Below are 16,981 nucleotides of genomic sequence, written 5' to 3'. Positions count from 1 at the left end.
GGCCGGATCGCCCCGCTAGGCTGGCCCCATGCGGACACGCGCCGATATCGAATGCTGGCTCACCGACATGGACGGCGTCCTCGTCCACGAGAACAAGCCGATCCCGGGGGCTGCCGAGCTTCTCGCGCAGTGGCGCGATGCGGGCACACCGTTCCTCGTGCTGACGAACAACCCGTTCTACACACCGCGTGATCTGAGCGCGCGCCTGCGCATCTCGGGCCTGGAGGTGCCGGAGGACCGCATCTGGACCTCGGCGCTGGCGACGGCCGAGTTCCTGCGCTCGCAGCATCCGGGCGGCACCGCCTTCGTCATCGGCGAAGCCGGCCTGACGACCGCCCTGCACGAGGCGGGATACGTCCAGACCGAGACGCAACCCGACTACGTCGTGATCGGCGAGACGCGCAACTACTCGTTCGACCGCATCACCCAGGCGATCCGCTTCATCAACAACGGGGCGCGCTTCATCATCACGAACCCCGATGCGACCGGGCCGACCCCCACCGGTATCGTGCCGGCGACCGGCTCGTTCGCCGCGCTCATCACGCATGCGACGGGCAAGGCCCCGTACGTGGTCGGCAAGCCGAACCCGATGATGTTCCGCTCCGCGATGAACCGCATCGGGGCCCACTCGGAGAACACCGGCATGATCGGTGACCGCATGGATACCGACGTCGTCGCCGGCATCGAAGCCGGACTGCACACGATTCTCGTCCGCACCGGCATCTCCGACGACGCCGAGATCGAGCGCTACCCGTTCCGCCCCGACGAGATCCTCGACTCGGTCGCCGACCTGCTCGCCGACGAGCCGGCGGAGTCCGAGATGCCCGAGGGGCTGTGACGGAGCGCAGCTCCGGCCGGCGGGTCACCCTCACCGAGGTCGCAGAGAGGGCGGGCGTGTCGCGCTCGGCGGCCTCGTTCGCGTTGAACGGTCGCCTCGACCAGCGCCTGTCCGTCGAGACGATGGCCCGCGTCCGCCGGGCGGCCGACGAGCTCGGCTATCGCGCGAACGTCACCGCGAAGACCCTGCGCACGGGCCGCTCCGGCACGGTCGCGCTGGTCTCGGACTTCGTCAGCTCGACCTCCTTCGCCAACTCGATGGTGCGCGGCGCGCTGGAGCGCCTGCGCGAGGCGGGGCTGCTGCTGTTCACCGTCGACACGCAGGGGGATGCCGAGATGGAGCGCCGCTTCCTCGACGACCTCGTCGCGCGCGACATCGACGGCATCCTGTACGCGTCGATGTTCACGCGGCGCGTGACGCCCCCGGCGTCCGCTCGGCACACCGCGCTGGTGCTCATGAACTGCGAGGCCGACGACGCGGCGATCAGTTCGATCGTCCCCGACGAGCGTGCCGCGGGCGCGACCGCGGCACGGCTGCTGCGGGAGGCCGGTCACGATCGCGACATCTGGTTCGTCGGAACGCTCGCGCCCGGCCGCACCGGGGGCAGCGCCTGGCACGAGTGGGGTCCAGTCGCGCTCCCTCGTCGCCTGGAGGGCATCCGCGCACAGCTCGCCGCCGCGGGCACGCAGCTCGCCGGCGAGGTCGCCGTGGACGACGACTGGACGGTGCACGACGGGCGGGATGCCGCGGAGCGCCTGCTCGCGTCCGGCGTGCGCCCGCGCGCCGTCATCTGCGTCAACGATGCCGTCGGGGTCGGCGTGTTCCAGGCCCTCCGCCGAGCGGGGCTGCGGGTGCCCGACGACGTGTCGCTCGTCTCCTTCGACGGCGGCGTGCTCGCCGAGGCGACCGATCCGCAGTTGGTCTCCCTGCGCCTTCCGCAGGCGGAGATCGGCCGTCGCGCCGCCGATCTGCTGCTCTCCCCCGACGAGGGCGTGCGCCACGAGCTCGTCGAGATGCCGGTCAGCGCCGGCGCCTCGATCGCCGCGCCGCGGTTCTGACGGGCGGCATCCGGAGTCGGATTTATCCGGCCGATGGGGCGAAACTCCTGCTTGCCCCGGTGGCTATATCGGTATAGCTTGAGACGCGACGGCGGCGGAGCCTTCGGGAACACCGCACTGTCGTCCACCTTCGTCACCCGCACGTACAAAGGAGTATGACCATGAGCGCACCCCTCGCTCGCACCGCCCCCAACCCCTGGTGGGTGGGCTTCGTCTGCGGAATGGCGACGTTCGTCGACGCCGCCGCGACCACCGGCATCGCCGTCGCCCTCGTCCTCTTCCAGTCGTTCGCCCCCGGGACTCCCGGACTCACGCCCGATCAGGTCGGCCTGCTCACGGGCGTGCTGACCGCGGGCGTCGCGATCGGCTCGCTCGTGGGCGGGCGCCTGGCCGACCGCTTCGGCCGTCGCCGCGTCTTCCTCGTCACGATGACCCTCATCGTGCTCGGATCGCTGACGCCGTTCTTCGGCGTCTCCTTCGGGCTGCTCCTGCCTGGCATCGCACTCATCGGCCTCGGCGTCGGCGCCGACCTGCCCGCCGCCCTCGCCTCGATCTCCGAGGCGGCCACCGACCGCAACCGGGGCAAGATCCTCGTCTTCTCCAACCTGCTCGGCGGCTTCGGCATCCTCCTCGCGGTGCTCATCGGCATCTTCTTCGGATCCCTCGGCGAGGCCGGTGGGCGCATCATGTTCGCGGCCTTCGGCGGCGTCGGCCTCGTCGTCCTCGCGCTGCGGCTGACGATCCCCGAGTCGGCCGACTGGCTCGCGGCCCGCGACGAGCGCCGCAGCGGCGTGCAGACCGTCCGTGCCGAGCGCGGCCGCCTCCGCGACTTCGGTCGCCCGCAGTACCGCCGCCCCTTCGTGACCCTGCTCGTCTACTACACGCTCGCCTCGATCGCGATCAGCGTGGCCGGAAGCTTCGGCACCTTCGTGGCGGTGAACGTCGCCGGCATCCCGGTGAACGAGTACCAGACCTGGACCCTGCTGGCGATGCCCGCCGCGATCCTCGGCGCCGTCTGGTTCATGGCCGTCGCCGACACGACGTTCCGCATGAGCTACTACGTCGCCGGCGCGATCGCGGTGGTCGTCGCGAACCTGGTGCCGGTGGTGTTCGGCTTCACGCTGCCCGCCCTCATCGTCTCGGTGGTCGTGACGACCTTCGCCGGCGCGTTCTGTTTCGAGACGATCATGAAGGTGTGGACGCAGGAGTCCTTCCCCACCATGCTGCGCTCCACGGCGCAGGGCACCGTCTACGCCGTCGCGCGGTTCGCCACCGCCGCGTTCAACGTCGTCACCCCGGCCCTGCTGCTCCTGAACCCCAGCGCCGTCTACGTGGCCGTCTCGGTGGTCGCCGCCGCCGGCTTCCTCATCGGCTGGATCGGCTTCCGCCGTGGCGTGACGAACGCGTTCGACGTCGAGGCGGACATGCTGCCGGCATCCGACACGGACGCGCCCGCCGCGACACTCGCCCGCTGATCCGGCTGCCCTGACGAAAGAACTCCCATGCGACTCGTTCCCTTCGAGACCACCGTCCGTGCGCTCACGCTGCGCGGCACGCACTACCTGCCGGATGCCGCGGCGGGCGCCGGCCCGGCGCCGCATCCGACCGTCGTGCTGCTGCACGGCTTCGGCGGATCTCGAGTGGAGACGACGGGGGTCTTCGTGACGCTCGCTCGTGCGCTGGTCGGGGCCGGTTTCGGGGTGTTCGCCTTCGACCGGGCCGGGCACGGCGAGAGCGACGGGGAGTTCTTCGACACGACGGCGTCGGGTGACGTCGCCGACACGGCCGCCGTGCTGTCGGCGATCCGGCAGGCCGACGAGGTGGATGCCGACAACCTCCATCTCGTCGGCATGAGCCTCGGCTCCGTGATCGCCGCGGTCGTCGCGGCGGAGGCGGGAGCCGGCGGCATCCGCTCGCTGACGATGTGGTCGACGGCTGCCGTGTTCGTCGACGACATCCGCTCGGGACAGATCCAGGGGCGCTCGCTCGCCGCGCTCGACGGGCCGGACGGGTTCTTCGACTTCCTCGGGATGCGACTGGGCCCGGCGATGCGCGCCGACGCTCTCACGTTCGATCCGTATGCGCGAGCCGCGGCCTACGACGGTCCGGCCCTGCTGCTGCACGGCACGGCCGACTTCGTCCCGGTGCGCTACGCCGAGCGCTACGCCGACGCGCACGTGTTCGGCGAGCGCGCCGAGGTCGTCGTCGTCGAGGGGGCCGATCACGGGTGGGCCGAACTGCCCCAGCGTGACGAACTGATCACCCGCACCGTCTCGTTCATCACGGCCCACTCCGAGAGGACCGCATCGTGACCACCCCCCTCATCCCGTCCCGCACCGGCATCGGCGAGGTCGTGCGCCTCGGAGACGCCGAGGTGCTGCTGGAGGGCCACCTCGACCTCGACGACAGTCGCGGCATCCGCCCCCTGCGCCTGCCGCGGAGCACGTGGGCGCACTTCCCGCCGAACGGGGAGATCCTGCGCGCGATCACGGCCAACGCGAGCGGTGTGCGCGTGCGCTTCACGACGGCCGCGACCACGCTGAGCCTGACGCTGCGGTGCACGCAGCTGTTCTTCGCCGAGCTCGCCGGACCGGTCAACGACGTGGTCGTCGAGGTCGACGGCGAGCCGGTGCACGTCGTGCGCGCGCCCGTCACCGACGTCCGTCGGCTCTCATGGACCGGGGACGCCGCGACCGATGAGCCGCTGACCGAGCCGGCCACACTGGAGGTCGCGCTGGGCGGCGCGGGCGGGCCGGGTGCGCGTGCCGTCACCGTGTGGCTGCCGCAAGGGATGATCGTCGACCTGCTCGATCTTCGCGCCGACGCCCCCATGATCGCGGCAGAACCGTCGCACGCACCCGTGTGGATCCACCACGGCAGCTCGATCAGTCACTGCGTCGAGACACCCTCGCCGACCGGGGTCTGGCCCGTCATCGCGGCGCGCACGAGCGACCTGTCGCTCGTCAACCTCGGCTTCGGCGGACAGTGCATGCTCGACCCGTTCGTCGCCGACACGATCGCCGTCACGCCCGCCGACGTCATCACGCTCAAGGTGGGCATCAACATCGTGGGGGCGCGGTCGCTCGATCAGCGCACGTTCACACCCGCAATGCACGGCTTCCTCGACCGCGTGCGCGCCGGGCATCCCGACACCCCGATCGTGCTGGTGTCGTCGATCCTCTGGCCCGGAAGCGAGGACACACCGGGGCCCTCGGACGTGGAGTTCTTCGACGACGGTCACGTCCGCTGCTACGCCGCCGGAGACGCCGCCGACGTCGCCCGCGGTGCGCTGACCATGACCGAGTCGCGGCGACAGCTGGCCGAGGTGGTGCGGGTGCGCGCGGCATCCGGTGAGCGGATCGCGTACCTCGACGGGCTGAGCCTGTACGGCGCCGACGACGAGGAGCGCTACACGCTGCCCGACAGCCTGCACCCCGACACGGAGCTCTACGCCGAGATCGCGGCACGCTTCTCCGCCGCTGTCTTCGGTGCCGACGGGCTCGTGCCGCGCGCCGGGCTAGGCTGAGACTGCCCGCCTCCGCGCGGGCGGAGGAGACAACGTGAACGCGACCGAGCAGACCCTGCTGTTCGCCTCGACCGGCATCGTGCTGGCCGGGACGCTCGTGGTGTTCGTCGTGCAGTTCCTCCGCGGTCGCCGGCGCGACGGCGGCGACGGGAGCGACCAGTGATCGCCATCGTCTTCGTCGTGACCGCGATGGTGCTGCTGATCGTCGCGCTGGTGCTCTTCGTGCGGGGCCGCCGCGATGCGCCGCAGGGGACCCCCCTGCCGAACGGCCGCGGCATCCTGTTGCTGACCCTCGCGGGCCTCGTGCTCGCGCTGGCGTCGCAGCTGCCCGTCTTCCGCTGAGCGCGCCGTCGTCCGGTCGCCGCCGGCGCTCCCAGAATCGGATGCCGAGAACGGATTCGGATCTGTCGGCCGGCGGCATCCGAATCTGCTGCTCATCTCCGCATCCGGTTCACGGCCGGGGGCAGCAGCGGGCCCTACTGCGCCTGCAGGCCCAGGTCGTCGAGGTCGATGATCGAGCGCCACTCGTAGCCGGCGGCCTCCACCGCCGCCTGGGCTCCGGTCTTGCGGTCGACGACCGTCACGACCGCGACGATCTCGGCGCCCGCCGCGGCAGCGACCTCGGCGGCCTTCAGGGGCGAGCCGCCCGTGGTGGAGGTGTCCTCCACGATGACGACGCGCTTACCGGCCACCTCGGCGCCCTCGATCTGGCGACCGCGGCCGTGGTCCTTCGGCTCCTTGCGCACGACGAACGCATCGACGGGGGTGCCGGCGGCGACCGACGCGTGCATGACGGCGTTCGCGATCGGGTCCGCCCCCAGGGTGAGTCCGCCGACGGCATCCACGTTCAGGTCGCGCACCGCGTCGAGCACGAGCCGGCCGATCGCGGGGGCCGCGCGGTGGTCGAGCGTGAGCTTGCGCATGTCGACGTAATAGGTCGCCTTCTTGCCGCTGGACAGCGTGAAGTCACCGTGGAAGACGGCCTCGGCGGCGATGAGGTCGATGAGGGCGCGGCGCTCGGACTCGAGCTCGGGCGTGGAGGCGGCGGTCATGCACACGAGTCTACGGAAGCGAAGAACCGGGATTATTTCCGCAGCGTCTCCGCCCGCGGCATCCGTTCCGCGCTCTAGAGTCGGGAACGTCACCCGGCGCGGTGCCCCGGCGCGCCCGGAGGCCCGCCGGACCCGATCGAAGGAGCACCATGGCCCGCATCGGCATCGTCCGCGAGCGGGACGGCGAGACCCGCGTCGCCGCCTCCCCCACCACCGTCGGCAAGATCCGCGCGCTCGGCTACGACGTGAGCGTCGAGTCCGGCGCCGGCGCCGCATCCTCCTTCCCGGATGCCGCCTACACCGCCGCCGGTGCGACCATCGCCACCCGCGTCGAGGCCTGGGGCGCCGATGTCGTCCTGTCGGTCGCGGCCCCCACGGATGCCGAGATCGCGCTCCTGCAGCCGGGGGCGACGGTCGTCGGCATCCTGAGTCCCGCGCTCAGCCCCGACCTGCTCGCCGCCCTCGCCGCCCGCGGCGTGACGGCACTCGCGATGGATGCAGTGCCGCGCATCTCGCGCGCGCAGTCGATGGACGTGCTCAGCTCGATGGCCAACATCGCCGGCTACCGCGCGGTCGTCGAAGCGGCGAACGAGTTCGGCCGCTTCTTCACCGGGCAGGTCACCGCCGCCGGCAAGGTGCCGCCCGCCAAGGTGCTGGTCGCCGGGGCCGGCGTCGCGGGTCTCGCCGCGATCGGCGCAGCCTCGAGCCTCGGCGCGATCGTCCGCGCCACCGACCCGCGCCCCGAGGTCGCCGACCAGGTCGCCTCGATCGGCGGCACCTACCTCGAGGTCGTCGTTCCCGACGAGCAGAAGGAGGTCTCAACCGACGGCTACGCCAAGGCCACCAGCGCCGCCTACGACGCCGCTGCCGCGAAGCTCTACAGCGACCAGGCCGCCGACGTCGACATCGTCATCACGACGGCCCTCATCCCGGGTCGCGCCGCCCCGCGCCTGCTCACGGCCGCCGACGTCGCCGCCATGAAGCCCGGCAGCGTCATCGTGGACATGGCTGCCGGCCAGGGCGGGAACGTCGAGGGCTCCGTCGCCGGCGAGCGCGTCGTCACCGCGAACGGCGTCATCATCCTCGGCTACACCGACCTCGCCGGACGCCTCCCCCAGCAGGCGTCGCAGCTCTACGGCACCAACCTGCTGAACCTGCTCACCCTGCTCACCCCCGGCAAGGACGGGCAGCTCGTCATCGACGACACCGACGTCGTGCAGCGCGCCGTCACCGTCACGCGGGGCGGCGCCGTCACGTGGCCACCGCCCCCCGTGCAGGTCTCGGCCGCGCCCGCGAAGCCCGGGGCGGATGCCGCGGCATCCTCTCCCGCTCCCGCCCCCAAGAAGGGGCTCTCGGCGGGCGCGAAGACCGGCCTGATCGTCGCCGGCGTCGCCGCCCTGTTCCTCGTGTGCGCCGTCGCGCCCGCGCCCCTGCCGCAGCACATCCTCGTGCTGACCCTCTCGGTCGTGATCGGGTTCTACGTCATCGGTAAGGTCGCCCACGCCCTGCACACGCCCCTGATGAGCGTCACGAACGCGATCAGCGGCATCATCGTCGTCGGCGCGATGAGCCAGATCGTCGTGCCGAACCCCGTCGTGCAGGTGCTCGCCGCGATTGCGGTGCTCCTGGCATCCATCAACATCTTCGGAGGCTTCGCGGTGACCCGTCGCATGCTCGCCATGTTCCAGAAGGGTGACCAGAAGTGACCGACGCCTACATCGGAGACCTCGGCGCCGTCATGCTCGCCCAGTCCGTGTCCACCGCTGCCTACATCGTCGCGGCGCTGCTGTTCATCCTCGCCCTCGCTGGCCTCAGCAAGCAGGAGACCGCCCGCCGCGGCGTCGTCTACGGTATCGCCGGTATGACGATCGCCCTGCTCGCCACTCTCGTGCTCGTCATCGCGAACGGCACCCTCGTGGTGGACGGTGCGTCCGCCGCGCTCGGGATGACGCTTCTCGTGGCCGCGGTCGTGGTCGGCGGCACCATCGGCCTCTGGCGGGCGCGCGTGGTCGAGATGACCGGCATGCCCGAGCTCATCGCGCTGCTGCACTCCTTCGTGGGACTGGCGGCCGTGCTCGTCGGCTGGAACGGCCACCTCTACGCCGAAGGCATCGCGCCCGAGCTCATCGGCATCCACCACGCCGAGGTGTTCATCGGGGTCTTCATCGGCGCCGTCACCTTCACGGGATCGATCGTCGCCTTCCTGAAGCTGTCCGGGCGGATGTCGTCGAAGCCGCTGATGCTGCCCGGCAAGAACGCCCTCAACATCGGCGCCCTGGCACTCTTCCTCGTGCTGACCGTCTGGTACGTTGCGACCCCGTCGATCTGGCTGCTCGTCGCCGTGACCGCGCTGGCCCTCGCCCTCGGCTGGCATCTGGTGGCCTCGATCGGCGGCGGCGACATGCCCGTCGTCGTCTCGATGCTCAACAGCTACTCCGGCTGGGCCGCGGCCGCCGCCGGGTTCCTCCTGAACAACGACCTGCTCATCGTCACCGGCGCCCTCGTCGGCTCGTCCGGTGCGTACCTGTCGTACATCATGTGCAAGGCGATGAACCGGTCGTTCCTCTCGGTCATCGCCGGCGGATTCGGCATCGAAGCTCCCCGCAGCGCCGACGCCGAGGAGGGTGAGCACCACGAGACGGATGCCGCGGCCGTCGCCGAGCTCCTCCGCGATGCCCGGTCGGTCATCATCACCCCCGGGTACGGCATGGCCGTCGCCCAGGCGCAGTACCCCGTCGCCGACCTCACGAAGCGGCTGCGCGAGCGGGGCGTCGAGGTGCGCTTCGGCATCCACCCCGTCGCGGGGCGCCTGCCGGGCCACATGAACGTGCTGCTGGCCGAGGCGAAGGTGCCGTACGACATCGTGCTGGAGCTCGACGAGATCAACGACGACTTCGCCGACACCGACGTGGTGCTGGTGATCGGGGCGAACGACACGGTCAACCCGGCCGCGGCCGAAGACCCGGGCTCGCCCATCGCGGGCATGCCGGTGCTGCACGTGTGGGAGGCGCGCAACGTCGTGGTGTTCAAGCGATCGATGGCCTCGGGCTACGCCGGGGTGGCGAACCCGCTGTTCTTCCGCGACAACACGCAGATGCTGTTCGGCGACGCCAAGCAGCGGGTGGAGGACATCCTGCGGGCGCTGTGACCCACCGCCCGCGTGGGTGGGCGTTCCGTATTCAGTCTGATTGCCACCGGCGGGCGCCGCCCAGCCCACGATTCCGCCGGTCGGGCCAGCTTCATGCCCGTGCAGACTGAATACGGGACATGAGGGTGCCCGCGCCCTTCGGCGGCCTGCACAGCCGGCTCCTCCTCAGGACGTGTTCCGTATTCAGTCTGGTTGCGATGCGGCGTGGTGACGCAGCGCGCCAAGACGGGCCGGAGCGGGATGCCGCGGGCCGCGGAGACTGAATACGGAACGGCGGGGCGCCGACCCCAGCGCGGGGGCCAATACGCTGGATGCCATGCGCATCGCCACCTGGAACGTCAACTCGATCCGCGCCCGCGTCGTCCGCACCGTCGACTTCGCCGTCCGCGAGGGCATCGACGTGCTGGCGATGCAGGAGATCAAGTGCAAGCCCGAGCAGTTCCCGTACGAGGCGTTCGAGGCGGCGGGCTACACCGTCGAGGCGCACGGTCTCAACCAGTGGAACGGCGTGGCCATCGCCAGCCGTGAGCCGATCGAGGACGTGCAGATCGGCTTCCCGAACATGCCCGGCTTCGCGAAGGGCCACGACGGCCCCGGCGCTCCGCTCGAGGCGCGCGCACTCGGCGCGACCATCGGCGGCGTCGAGGTGTGGAGCCTCTACGTGCCCAACGGGCGCGGCCTCGACGATCCGCACTACCGCTACAAGCTCGACTGGCTCGAAGCGCTCCGCGGCTACACCGCAGACACGCTCGCGGCCGATCCCGACCGGGCGCTCGCGCTCACCGGCGACTTCAACATCGCCCCCACGGATGCCGACAACGGCGACCCGACGGTCGTCGAAGGCGTCACCACGCACGTCTCCGTCCCCGAGCGGGCCGCCTTCCAGGCGCTCCTGGATGCCGGGCTCTCCGACACAGTCCGTCCGCTCGTGCCGACCGGCTACACCTACTGGGACTACAAGCAGTTGCGCTTCCCCCGCAACGAGGGCCTGCGCATCGACTTCATCCTCGGCTCGCACGCCTTCTCCGACGCGGTGACCGCGGCCGCCATCCACCGCGACGAGCGCAAAGGTGAGATCCCGAGCGATCACGTCCCCGTCGTCGTCGACCTCGACCTCGAGGGCCCCGATGACGACGACCGCCCGATGATCTGGTGACCGGGCCCGCCGCGCATCACGCGGTCTCTGCCGGAGGACCCTGCTCGGCCGCGACGGGGTCCATGTACAGGAAGCCGAGGCTGTTGCCGTCGGGGTCGTCCAGGTCGCGGCTGTACATGAAGCCGTAGTCCTGAGCGGGGTGCGGCTCGGTGCCACCGGCAGCCACCCCAGCCTCGACGATCGCGTCGACGTCGGCACGCGAGTCCCGCGCGAACGACAGCGACACCTGTGCCCACTCCTTGGGCTCTCCGAGGGGCTTGTCGGTGAAGGTCGCGAAGAACTCCCGGCGCAGCACCATGAAGAAGATGTCGTCCGACCAGACGACGCACGCCGCATTCTCGTCGGTGAAGTTCGGGTTGATCGCGCAGCCGAGTGCCCGGTAGAAGGCGATGCTGCGGTCGAGGTCACTCGTCGGAATGTTCACGAAGATGCTCGTCATACGCAGAGCATGCACCCGCGGCGCGATGACGTCGAGGCCCCTCTCCGTCCCACGGGGGATGCCGCGGCATCCGGCTCCCCCTAGCGTGGAAGGATGAGCTCGGCCGCCCTCATCCGCACGACCACCCCCGCGCAGCGTCGCAACGATGTGTGGCTCGCGCTGGCGCTGCTGATCAGTGCCGTGATCAGTGCGTGGCTGGGGAAGGTGGCCGGCTTCTACGGCGAGAGCACGCCCGCGTTCGGCTGGGCGCTCGTCTACGTCGCGGCCCTCACCCTGCCGCTCGCCGTGCGCCGGCGCTTTCCCGAGCTGACCCTCGTCGTGGTCGCCCTCGCCTTTTTCGTCGGGGTGTCGGTGCGCATCCCCGAGGTCTATGTCGGCAATGTCGCGCTGTTCATCGCGATGTACACCGTCGGCGCGTGGGTCGGCCACCGGCGTCGCGCGACGATCGTGCGGCTCGCCGTGATCGTGGGCATGTTCGTCTGGCTGCTGGTCGTGATGTTCCAGAGCGCGATCGACCCGGACGGCGACGGACCGTCGCGTGCGGGGCTCTTCTCCCCCTTCGCGGCTTACATGATCATCCAGCTGCTCGTGAACGCCGCCTACTTCGGGGGCGCGTACTACTTCGGTGAGCGCGCGTGGGCCGACGCCCGCTCGCGCTCCGTGCTCGAGGACCGGACGGCGGAGCTGGAGCGAGAGCGGGAGCTGACGGCCGCGCAGGCCGTCGCCCTCGATCGGGTGCGCATCGCGCGCGAACTCCACGACGTCGTTGCCCACCACGTATCGGCCATGGGCGTGCAGGCGGGGGCGGCGCGCACCGTACTCGACGACGACACCGCCGCAGCCCGGGAGGCGTTGGTGACGGTGGAGACGTCGGCGCGCGAGGCGCTGACCGAGCTTCGTCAGCTGCTCGAGACCCTCCGCACACCCGACGCCGAGACGCCGGCTGCATCGACAGTGCGTCTGGATTCGATTCCCGAGCTCGTCGCCCACGCGAATGAGAACGGCATGCCCACGACCTTCGCCGTGGTCGGCGCTCCGACTGATCTGCCCGAGCTGGTGCAGGTGAACCTGTACCGCATCGCGCAGGAGGCGCTCACGAACGCGCGGCGTCACGGTGGGCCGGATGCCGCGGCCGACGTCCGTCTGCGCTTCGACGACGATCACGTCGAGCTGGAGGTCGCCAACCGCGGCCGTGAGCACGTCGCCGGGCGGGCGGGGCTCGGCATCGTCGGGATGCGCGAACGCGCAGCGGCATCGGGCGGAACACTCGAGGCAGGGCCGCGGCCGCGGGGCGGGTTCCTTGTGCGCGCCCGCGTGCCCGCGCGGCTCGGAGGAGTCTCGACCCGAACATCACCGCCCCGCGCGGCACGGACCGCGGAGGCAGGGCGATGAGTGAGCCGGTGCGGGTGCTTCTCGTCGATGATCACGCCGTCATGCGAGCCGGCTTCCGCATGATCCTGGAAGCGCAGCACGACATCACGGTCGTGGGCGAGGCCGCGACGGGATCAGAGGCGGTGGCAGCGGCGTCCGCTCTCCACCCCGACGTGATCTGCATGGACGTGCAGATGCCCGACATGGACGGGCTCGAAGCGACCCGTCGCATCGTCGCCGATCCGTCGGTCACGGGTGTCGTCGTCATCGTGACCACGTTCGACCGTGACGACTATCTCTTCCAGGCGCTGCACGCGGGCGCGAGCGGCTTCCTCCTGAAGAATGCCGGCCCGGAGGAGCTCGTCACCGCCGTGCGCGTCGCCGCTGCGGGCGACGCGCTCCTGTCACCGGCGGTCACCCGCCGCGTCATCGAGCGGTTCGCGGCGTCACCGACCGACCCCGTCGACGCGCCCACCGCCTCGATGGCGGCATCCAGGGCGACGAGCTCGTCCGTCGCGGCGCCACGCACGGCCGCGGCGACGATCGAGCTCACCGAGCGCGAGGATGACGTCCTGCGTCTGCTCGCCGAGGCGTACAGCAATGCCGAGATCGCCGCCGCCCTGTTCATCGGGGAGGCGACCGTCAAGACGCATGTGTCGAACGTGCTGCAGAAGCTCGGCGCCCGCGACCGCGTGGCCGCCGTGGTCTACGCCCACCGTCACGGCATGGTCTGACGCGAACTGCCGGCCTCGCACCACCCCGGGGCGGAGCGAGGCGGGTGACCCGCCGTGTCAGGTCAGCGAACGGCGACCGGGATCGACCCCGTGGTGGCCGTCGTCGCGGCGCGCGCCAGGCGCTCGCGCAGCGAGACCAGAGTCGCGTCGGGACGCCACAGCACCACGAGGCTCCAGCCGAACATGCCGACCAGCAGCACGTTACGAGCAAGAAGCACGCCGGCGGCGAACGGATGAGCATCGATCAGCGGCAAGTACAGCACCGGGAACACGAGGGTCGTCAGAAAGCACGTGACCGCCAGCCAGACGGCGATCGACGTCCACGCCTTGCGGTCGATCAGCAGGCCGGCGGCGACGACGGGGGCAAGCCACAGCATGTACTGCGGCGAGCCCACCTTGTTGAACACGATGAGAGCCGACGTCAACGCGAACGCTCCGCGAAGGATCAGGTGCTGCTCGCCGATGCGGGACAGGGCGCCCGCCTGGAGCGCACGACGACGCGCACGCCAGAGCAGGACGAGGATCACCATGAAGGCGATCGGCATGGCGTAGCCGACCAGCACGCCCGCGGCGGTGGCGCCGGGACCGGCGACCTCACGCGTCGCCAGGACGTAGTTCTGGTGGATCTGAGCCCCGGGAAGACCCAGCACCGTCGCCCACACCCAGGGGGTGGCGACGGGAGCCTCGAGCTGCAGGGCGCGGTCGCCCTGGATCGTGGCGAAGCTGAAGAGGTTGGAGGCGCCGCCGAAGGCGACCACCACGCCGGCTATGGCGGCGCTCAAGGCCAGTCCACCGGCGATGATGCGCATGCGCAACGACGAGACGGCGACGGCGGCGGCGGCCAAAGCCGCCGGGGCGACCTTGATCCATGTCGCCGCGGCGATCAGCACCCCCGCGATGAAGGGGCGACGGACGAGCCAGACGAGACCGGCGATGGCCAGCGGCGCGGCGAAGCCCTCGAGGCGCAGCATCGAGACGGGCGCGAGCAGCACCTGGATGGCCAGCCAGTACCAGGCCGCGACGTAGCCCTTGCGGTTGCGAAGGTTGTCGGTGAGAGCGAGGACGGCGAAGAAGTTCGCCGCCACCATCATGAGCAGCCAGACGAGCTGGTAGTTCCAGGGGCCCGCGACGATCGCGGCCATGATCGGCGCGAGAGCACCGGCCGGGTAAACCCACGGCATGTCGATCACGGGCCAGTGCCCGTGGGCCGCCTGCTCCGCCCACAGGCGGTACAGCGGCAGGTCGCCCTCCGTGCCGCCGAAGATCATGACCTTCAGCAGAGCAAGGAAGAAGAGGGCGTGCACGACGGCGAAGCCGATGAGCAGGCCACGACGGGTGAACGCGAAGTGCAGGGCACGGGGCCACCACTCGCGGGCACGGTCGGATACACGGGCGCCGAGGGCGCGGGTCACCTCAGGAGCGCTCGTCACTCGACAGAGTTTAGGAGAGCTCGCCTGAGCAAATGGTGGACGCGGTGTTACCCATTGCTGGGAATTCACCGAGTGCCCCGCGCTCCTGCGCCGTGAGAACTGCGGAACACACACTCCCCCGCATGGGGGATGCCGAGGCCCGGCAGATGCCGCCGCGCAGCGGATTGCGCTACGGATTCCCGCCTCAGGGGGGAGGTTTGCGGCATCCGCGCTTCCTAACGTGGAGTCAACGGCAAGTCGAGGAGGAGAACATGCTCGAACTGAACGGCATCACCAAGAGCTACGGCGTGAAGCGGGTGCTCGACGACGTGAGCTTCCGGGTTCCGTCCGGGCGCCTGACCGGATTCGTGGGCGGCAACGGCGCGGGCAAGACGACGACCATGCGCATCGTGCTCGGCGTGCTCGGCCGTGACAGCGGCGAGGTCACCCTCGACGGCGCCCCCGTCACCGCGGCCGACCGACGCCTCTTCGGCTACATGCCGGAGGAGCGCGGGCTGTACCCGAAGATGCGGGTGCTGGAGCACATCGTCTACCTCGCCCGTCTGCACGGGTTCGACAAGGTCGAGGCCACCGGCCGCGCCGAGGCGCTGCTCGTCGAACTCGGTCTCGGCGAGCGCCTGCGCGACAACGTCGAGACCCTCTCGCTGGGCAATCAGCAGCGCGCGCAGATCGCCGCCGCTCTCGTGCACGACCCGCAGGTGCTCATCCTCGACGAGCCGTTCTCGGGCCTCGATCCGCTCGCCGTCGACGTCGTCGCGGGCGTGCTGCAGGCCCGGGCGGCCCAGGGTGCGGCCGTCCTGTTCTCGTCGCACCAGCTCGACGTCGTCGAACGGCTCTGTGACGACCTGGTCATCATCGCGGACGGCACGATCCGCGCCGCCGGTACCCGCGACGCTCTCCGGGCCGCGCACGCTCAGCACCGCTACGAGCTGATCTCCGGCGGCGATCTCGGCTGGCTCCGTGACGAGCCCGGCGTGGACGTTCTCTCGTTCGACGGTGGCTACGCACTGTTCGACGTCGATGGGGATGCCGCCGCGCAGCGGGTGCTGCAGCGCGCGGTCTCCGCGGGCGATGTCGCCAGTTTCTCGCCTCAGCAGCCCTCTCTCGCCCAGATCTTCAAGGAGGTCATCCAGTGAACGTCAGCGCTCCATCCTTTGCCCAGAGCACGTGGCTCGTCGCCGAGCGCGAGGTGGGATCCAAGCTCCGCAGCAAGGCGTATCTCATCTCCACCGGCATCCTCTTCGTGCTCGCGCTCGTCGGTGTGCTGTGGGGAGGCTTCTCGGCGCAGTCCGACAGCCGGACGCCGGTCGCCGTCACCGCCGACACCGCCGCATCGGTCGCCGACAACCCGCTCGTGAAGACCACCGAGGTCGCCGATGCCGACGCCGCACGCGCGCTCGTGCAGGACGGCACCGTTGACGCCGCGCTCATCCCCGGCGGCGCCGCGCCGTTCGAGTACACCGTCGTCGCGAAGGAGACGGCCCCGTCGTCCCTGCTGCAAGCGCTGAGCCTCACCCCGCAGGTGGAGCTGCTCGACCCGTCGAGCGTGCACCCGGGACTGCGCTACCTCGTCGCGCTCGGATTCGGGCTCATCTTCTTCATGGCGGCACTGACCTTCGGCTCGACGATCGCGCAGTCCGTCGTGGAGGAGAAGCAGACTCGCGTTGTCGAACTGCTCATCTCCGCCGTCCCCGTGCGGGCGCTGCTGGCCGGCAAGGTCATCGGCAACACGATCCTCGCGATGGGCCAGATCATCGGCCTCGCCGCGATCGCGATCATCGGCTTCACCGTCACCGGGCAGAGCAGCCTGCTCGCCGGGCTCGGCGCCCCCATCGCCTGGTTCGCCGTCTTCTTCCTCTTCGGCTTCATCCTGCTCGCTGCGCTGTTCGCCGCCGCGGCGGCGATGGTGTCGCGGATGGAGGACATCGGCTCGACCACGACGCCGCTGACCATGCTGGTGATGGCGCCGTACTTCCTCGTCATCTTCTTCAACGACAACCCGCTGGTGATGACGATCATGTCCTACGTGCCGTTCTCGGCCCCCGTCGGCATGCCCGTGCGCATCTTCCTGGGTGACGCGCAGTGGTGGGAGCCGCTGCTGTCGCTCGCCATCATGCTGGTCACCTGCGCGGCGGCCATCTGGGTGGGCGCGAAGATCTACCAGAACTCGCTGTTGCGGATGGGGGCGCGCGTCAAGCTCTCCGAGGCCCTCGCCGGATGAGCCCGTCG

The 16,981-nt window shown here is 70.6% G+C and carries 17 protein-coding genes; 14 read left to right on the top strand and 3 right to left on the bottom strand.

The window, feature by feature from the left end; genetic code table 11:
• Window positions 1-28: 28 nt before the first annotated feature.
• From HMPREF1529_RS05715 to HMPREF1529_RS05690, 7 genes are all read left to right on the top strand, one after another.
• Complete coding sequence (locus HMPREF1529_RS05715) at window positions 29-838, top strand: HAD-IIA family hydrolase (RefSeq protein WP_005051875.1); 810 nt, start codon at window positions 29-31, stop codon at window positions 836-838.
• Complete coding sequence (locus tag HMPREF1529_RS05710; RefSeq protein ID WP_005051873.1) at window positions 835-1,896, top strand: LacI family DNA-binding transcriptional regulator; 1,062 nt, start codon at window positions 835-837, stop codon at window positions 1,894-1,896. The genes HMPREF1529_RS05715 and HMPREF1529_RS05710 overlap by 4 nt, the downstream gene beginning before the upstream one ends.
• A 161-nt stretch (window positions 1,897-2,057) precedes the next feature.
• On the top strand, window positions 2,058-3,371 hold the full coding sequence (locus tag HMPREF1529_RS05705) for an MFS transporter (RefSeq protein WP_005051871.1): 1,314 nt from the start codon (window positions 2,058-2,060) through the stop codon (window positions 3,369-3,371).
• Window positions 3,372-3,398: 27 nt separating this feature from the next.
• The gene (locus tag HMPREF1529_RS05700; RefSeq protein WP_016464069.1) at window positions 3,399-4,208 is read left to right on the top strand and encodes an alpha/beta hydrolase family protein; all 810 of its coding nucleotides are present in this window, start codon (window positions 3,399-3,401) and stop codon (window positions 4,206-4,208) included.
• The gene (locus HMPREF1529_RS05695; RefSeq protein ID WP_016464068.1) at window positions 4,205-5,422 is read left to right on the top strand and encodes a GDSL-type esterase/lipase family protein; all 1,218 of its coding nucleotides are present in this window, start codon (window positions 4,205-4,207) and stop codon (window positions 5,420-5,422) included. The genes HMPREF1529_RS05700 and HMPREF1529_RS05695 overlap by 4 nt, the downstream gene beginning before the upstream one ends.
• A 34-nt stretch (window positions 5,423-5,456) precedes the next feature.
• A complete protein-coding gene (locus HMPREF1529_RS16395) occupies window positions 5,457-5,585 on the top strand; it encodes a hypothetical protein (protein WP_016464067.1) in 129 nt (42 codons plus the stop codon).
• Window positions 5,582-5,764, top strand: a complete 183-nt coding sequence (locus HMPREF1529_RS05690) for a hypothetical protein (protein ID WP_016464066.1) — start codon at window positions 5,582-5,584, stop codon at window positions 5,762-5,764. The genes HMPREF1529_RS16395 and HMPREF1529_RS05690 overlap by 4 nt, the downstream gene beginning before the upstream one ends.
• Window positions 5,765-5,898: 134 nt before the next feature.
• Here the strand turns inward: HMPREF1529_RS05690 and pyrE are convergent, their stop codons facing one another.
• Window positions 5,899-6,474 (bottom strand): orotate phosphoribosyltransferase, encoded by a 576-nt coding sequence (gene pyrE / locus HMPREF1529_RS05685; RefSeq protein WP_016464065.1) that lies wholly within the window; start codon window positions 6,472-6,474, stop codon window positions 5,899-5,901.
• Between the two features lie 149 nt (window positions 6,475-6,623).
• Here pyrE and HMPREF1529_RS05680 point away from each other — a divergent pair, with 149 nt between their 5' ends.
• The 3 genes from HMPREF1529_RS05680 to HMPREF1529_RS05670 all read left to right on the top strand — a co-directional run bounded on the left by HMPREF1529_RS05680 (window position 6,624) and on the right by HMPREF1529_RS05670 (window position 10,778).
• Complete coding sequence (locus HMPREF1529_RS05680; RefSeq protein WP_016464064.1) at window positions 6,624-8,180, top strand: Re/Si-specific NAD(P)(+) transhydrogenase subunit alpha; 1,557 nt, start codon at window positions 6,624-6,626, stop codon at window positions 8,178-8,180.
• Window positions 8,181-8,212: 32 nt separating this feature from the next.
• On the top strand, window positions 8,213-9,622 hold the full coding sequence (gene pntB / locus HMPREF1529_RS05675; protein WP_198013043.1) for a Re/Si-specific NAD(P)(+) transhydrogenase subunit beta: 1,410 nt from the start codon (window positions 8,213-8,215) through the stop codon (window positions 9,620-9,622).
• A 316-nt stretch (window positions 9,623-9,938) separates the two neighbouring features.
• Window positions 9,939-10,778 (top strand): exodeoxyribonuclease III, encoded by an 840-nt coding sequence (locus HMPREF1529_RS05670; RefSeq protein WP_016464062.1) that lies wholly within the window; start codon window positions 9,939-9,941, stop codon window positions 10,776-10,778.
• Between the two features lie 16 nt (window positions 10,779-10,794).
• Here HMPREF1529_RS05670 and HMPREF1529_RS05665 read toward each other — a convergent pair whose 3' ends face one another.
• A complete protein-coding gene (locus HMPREF1529_RS05665) occupies window positions 10,795-11,217 on the bottom strand; it encodes a VOC family protein (protein ID WP_016464061.1) in 423 nt (140 codons plus the stop codon).
• A 93-nt stretch (window positions 11,218-11,310) separates the two neighbouring features.
• Here HMPREF1529_RS05665 and HMPREF1529_RS05660 point away from each other — a divergent pair, with 93 nt between their 5' ends.
• Window positions 11,311-12,609, top strand: a complete 1,299-nt coding sequence (locus tag HMPREF1529_RS05660) for a sensor histidine kinase (protein ID WP_016464060.1) — start codon at window positions 11,311-11,313, stop codon at window positions 12,607-12,609.
• Entirely contained in the window at window positions 12,606-13,322 is a 717-nt protein-coding gene (locus tag HMPREF1529_RS05655) for a response regulator (RefSeq protein ID WP_016464059.1), read from the top strand. The genes HMPREF1529_RS05660 and HMPREF1529_RS05655 overlap by 4 nt, the downstream gene beginning before the upstream one ends.
• Window positions 13,323-13,384: 62 nt before the next feature.
• Here the strand turns inward: HMPREF1529_RS05655 and HMPREF1529_RS05650 are convergent, their stop codons facing one another.
• Window positions 13,385-14,752 (bottom strand): hypothetical protein, encoded by a 1,368-nt coding sequence (locus tag HMPREF1529_RS05650; protein ID WP_232212062.1) that lies wholly within the window; start codon window positions 14,750-14,752, stop codon window positions 13,385-13,387.
• 251 nt (window positions 14,753-15,003) lie between these two features.
• Between HMPREF1529_RS05650 and HMPREF1529_RS05645 the strand changes: the two genes are divergently transcribed.
• A complete protein-coding gene (locus tag HMPREF1529_RS05645) occupies window positions 15,004-15,888 on the top strand; it encodes an ABC transporter ATP-binding protein (RefSeq protein ID WP_016464057.1) in 885 nt (294 codons plus the stop codon).
• Window positions 15,885-16,973, top strand: coding sequence for an ABC transporter permease (locus tag HMPREF1529_RS05640; protein ID WP_005051855.1), 1,089 nt, complete (start codon window positions 15,885-15,887; stop codon window positions 16,971-16,973). Before HMPREF1529_RS05645 ends, HMPREF1529_RS05640 begins: the two co-directional genes overlap by 4 nt.
• Window positions 16,974-16,981: the final 8 nt, after the last annotated feature.

The sequence above is a fragment of the Microbacterium sp. oral taxon 186 str. F0373 genome, assembly GCF_000411455.1.
In the GTDB taxonomy this organism is placed as follows: Bacteria; Actinomycetota; Actinomycetes; order Actinomycetales; family Microbacteriaceae; genus Microbacterium.
The sequence above is the reverse complement of the archived record's forward strand: the minus strand, read 5'-3'. Positions and strand labels throughout refer to the sequence as shown.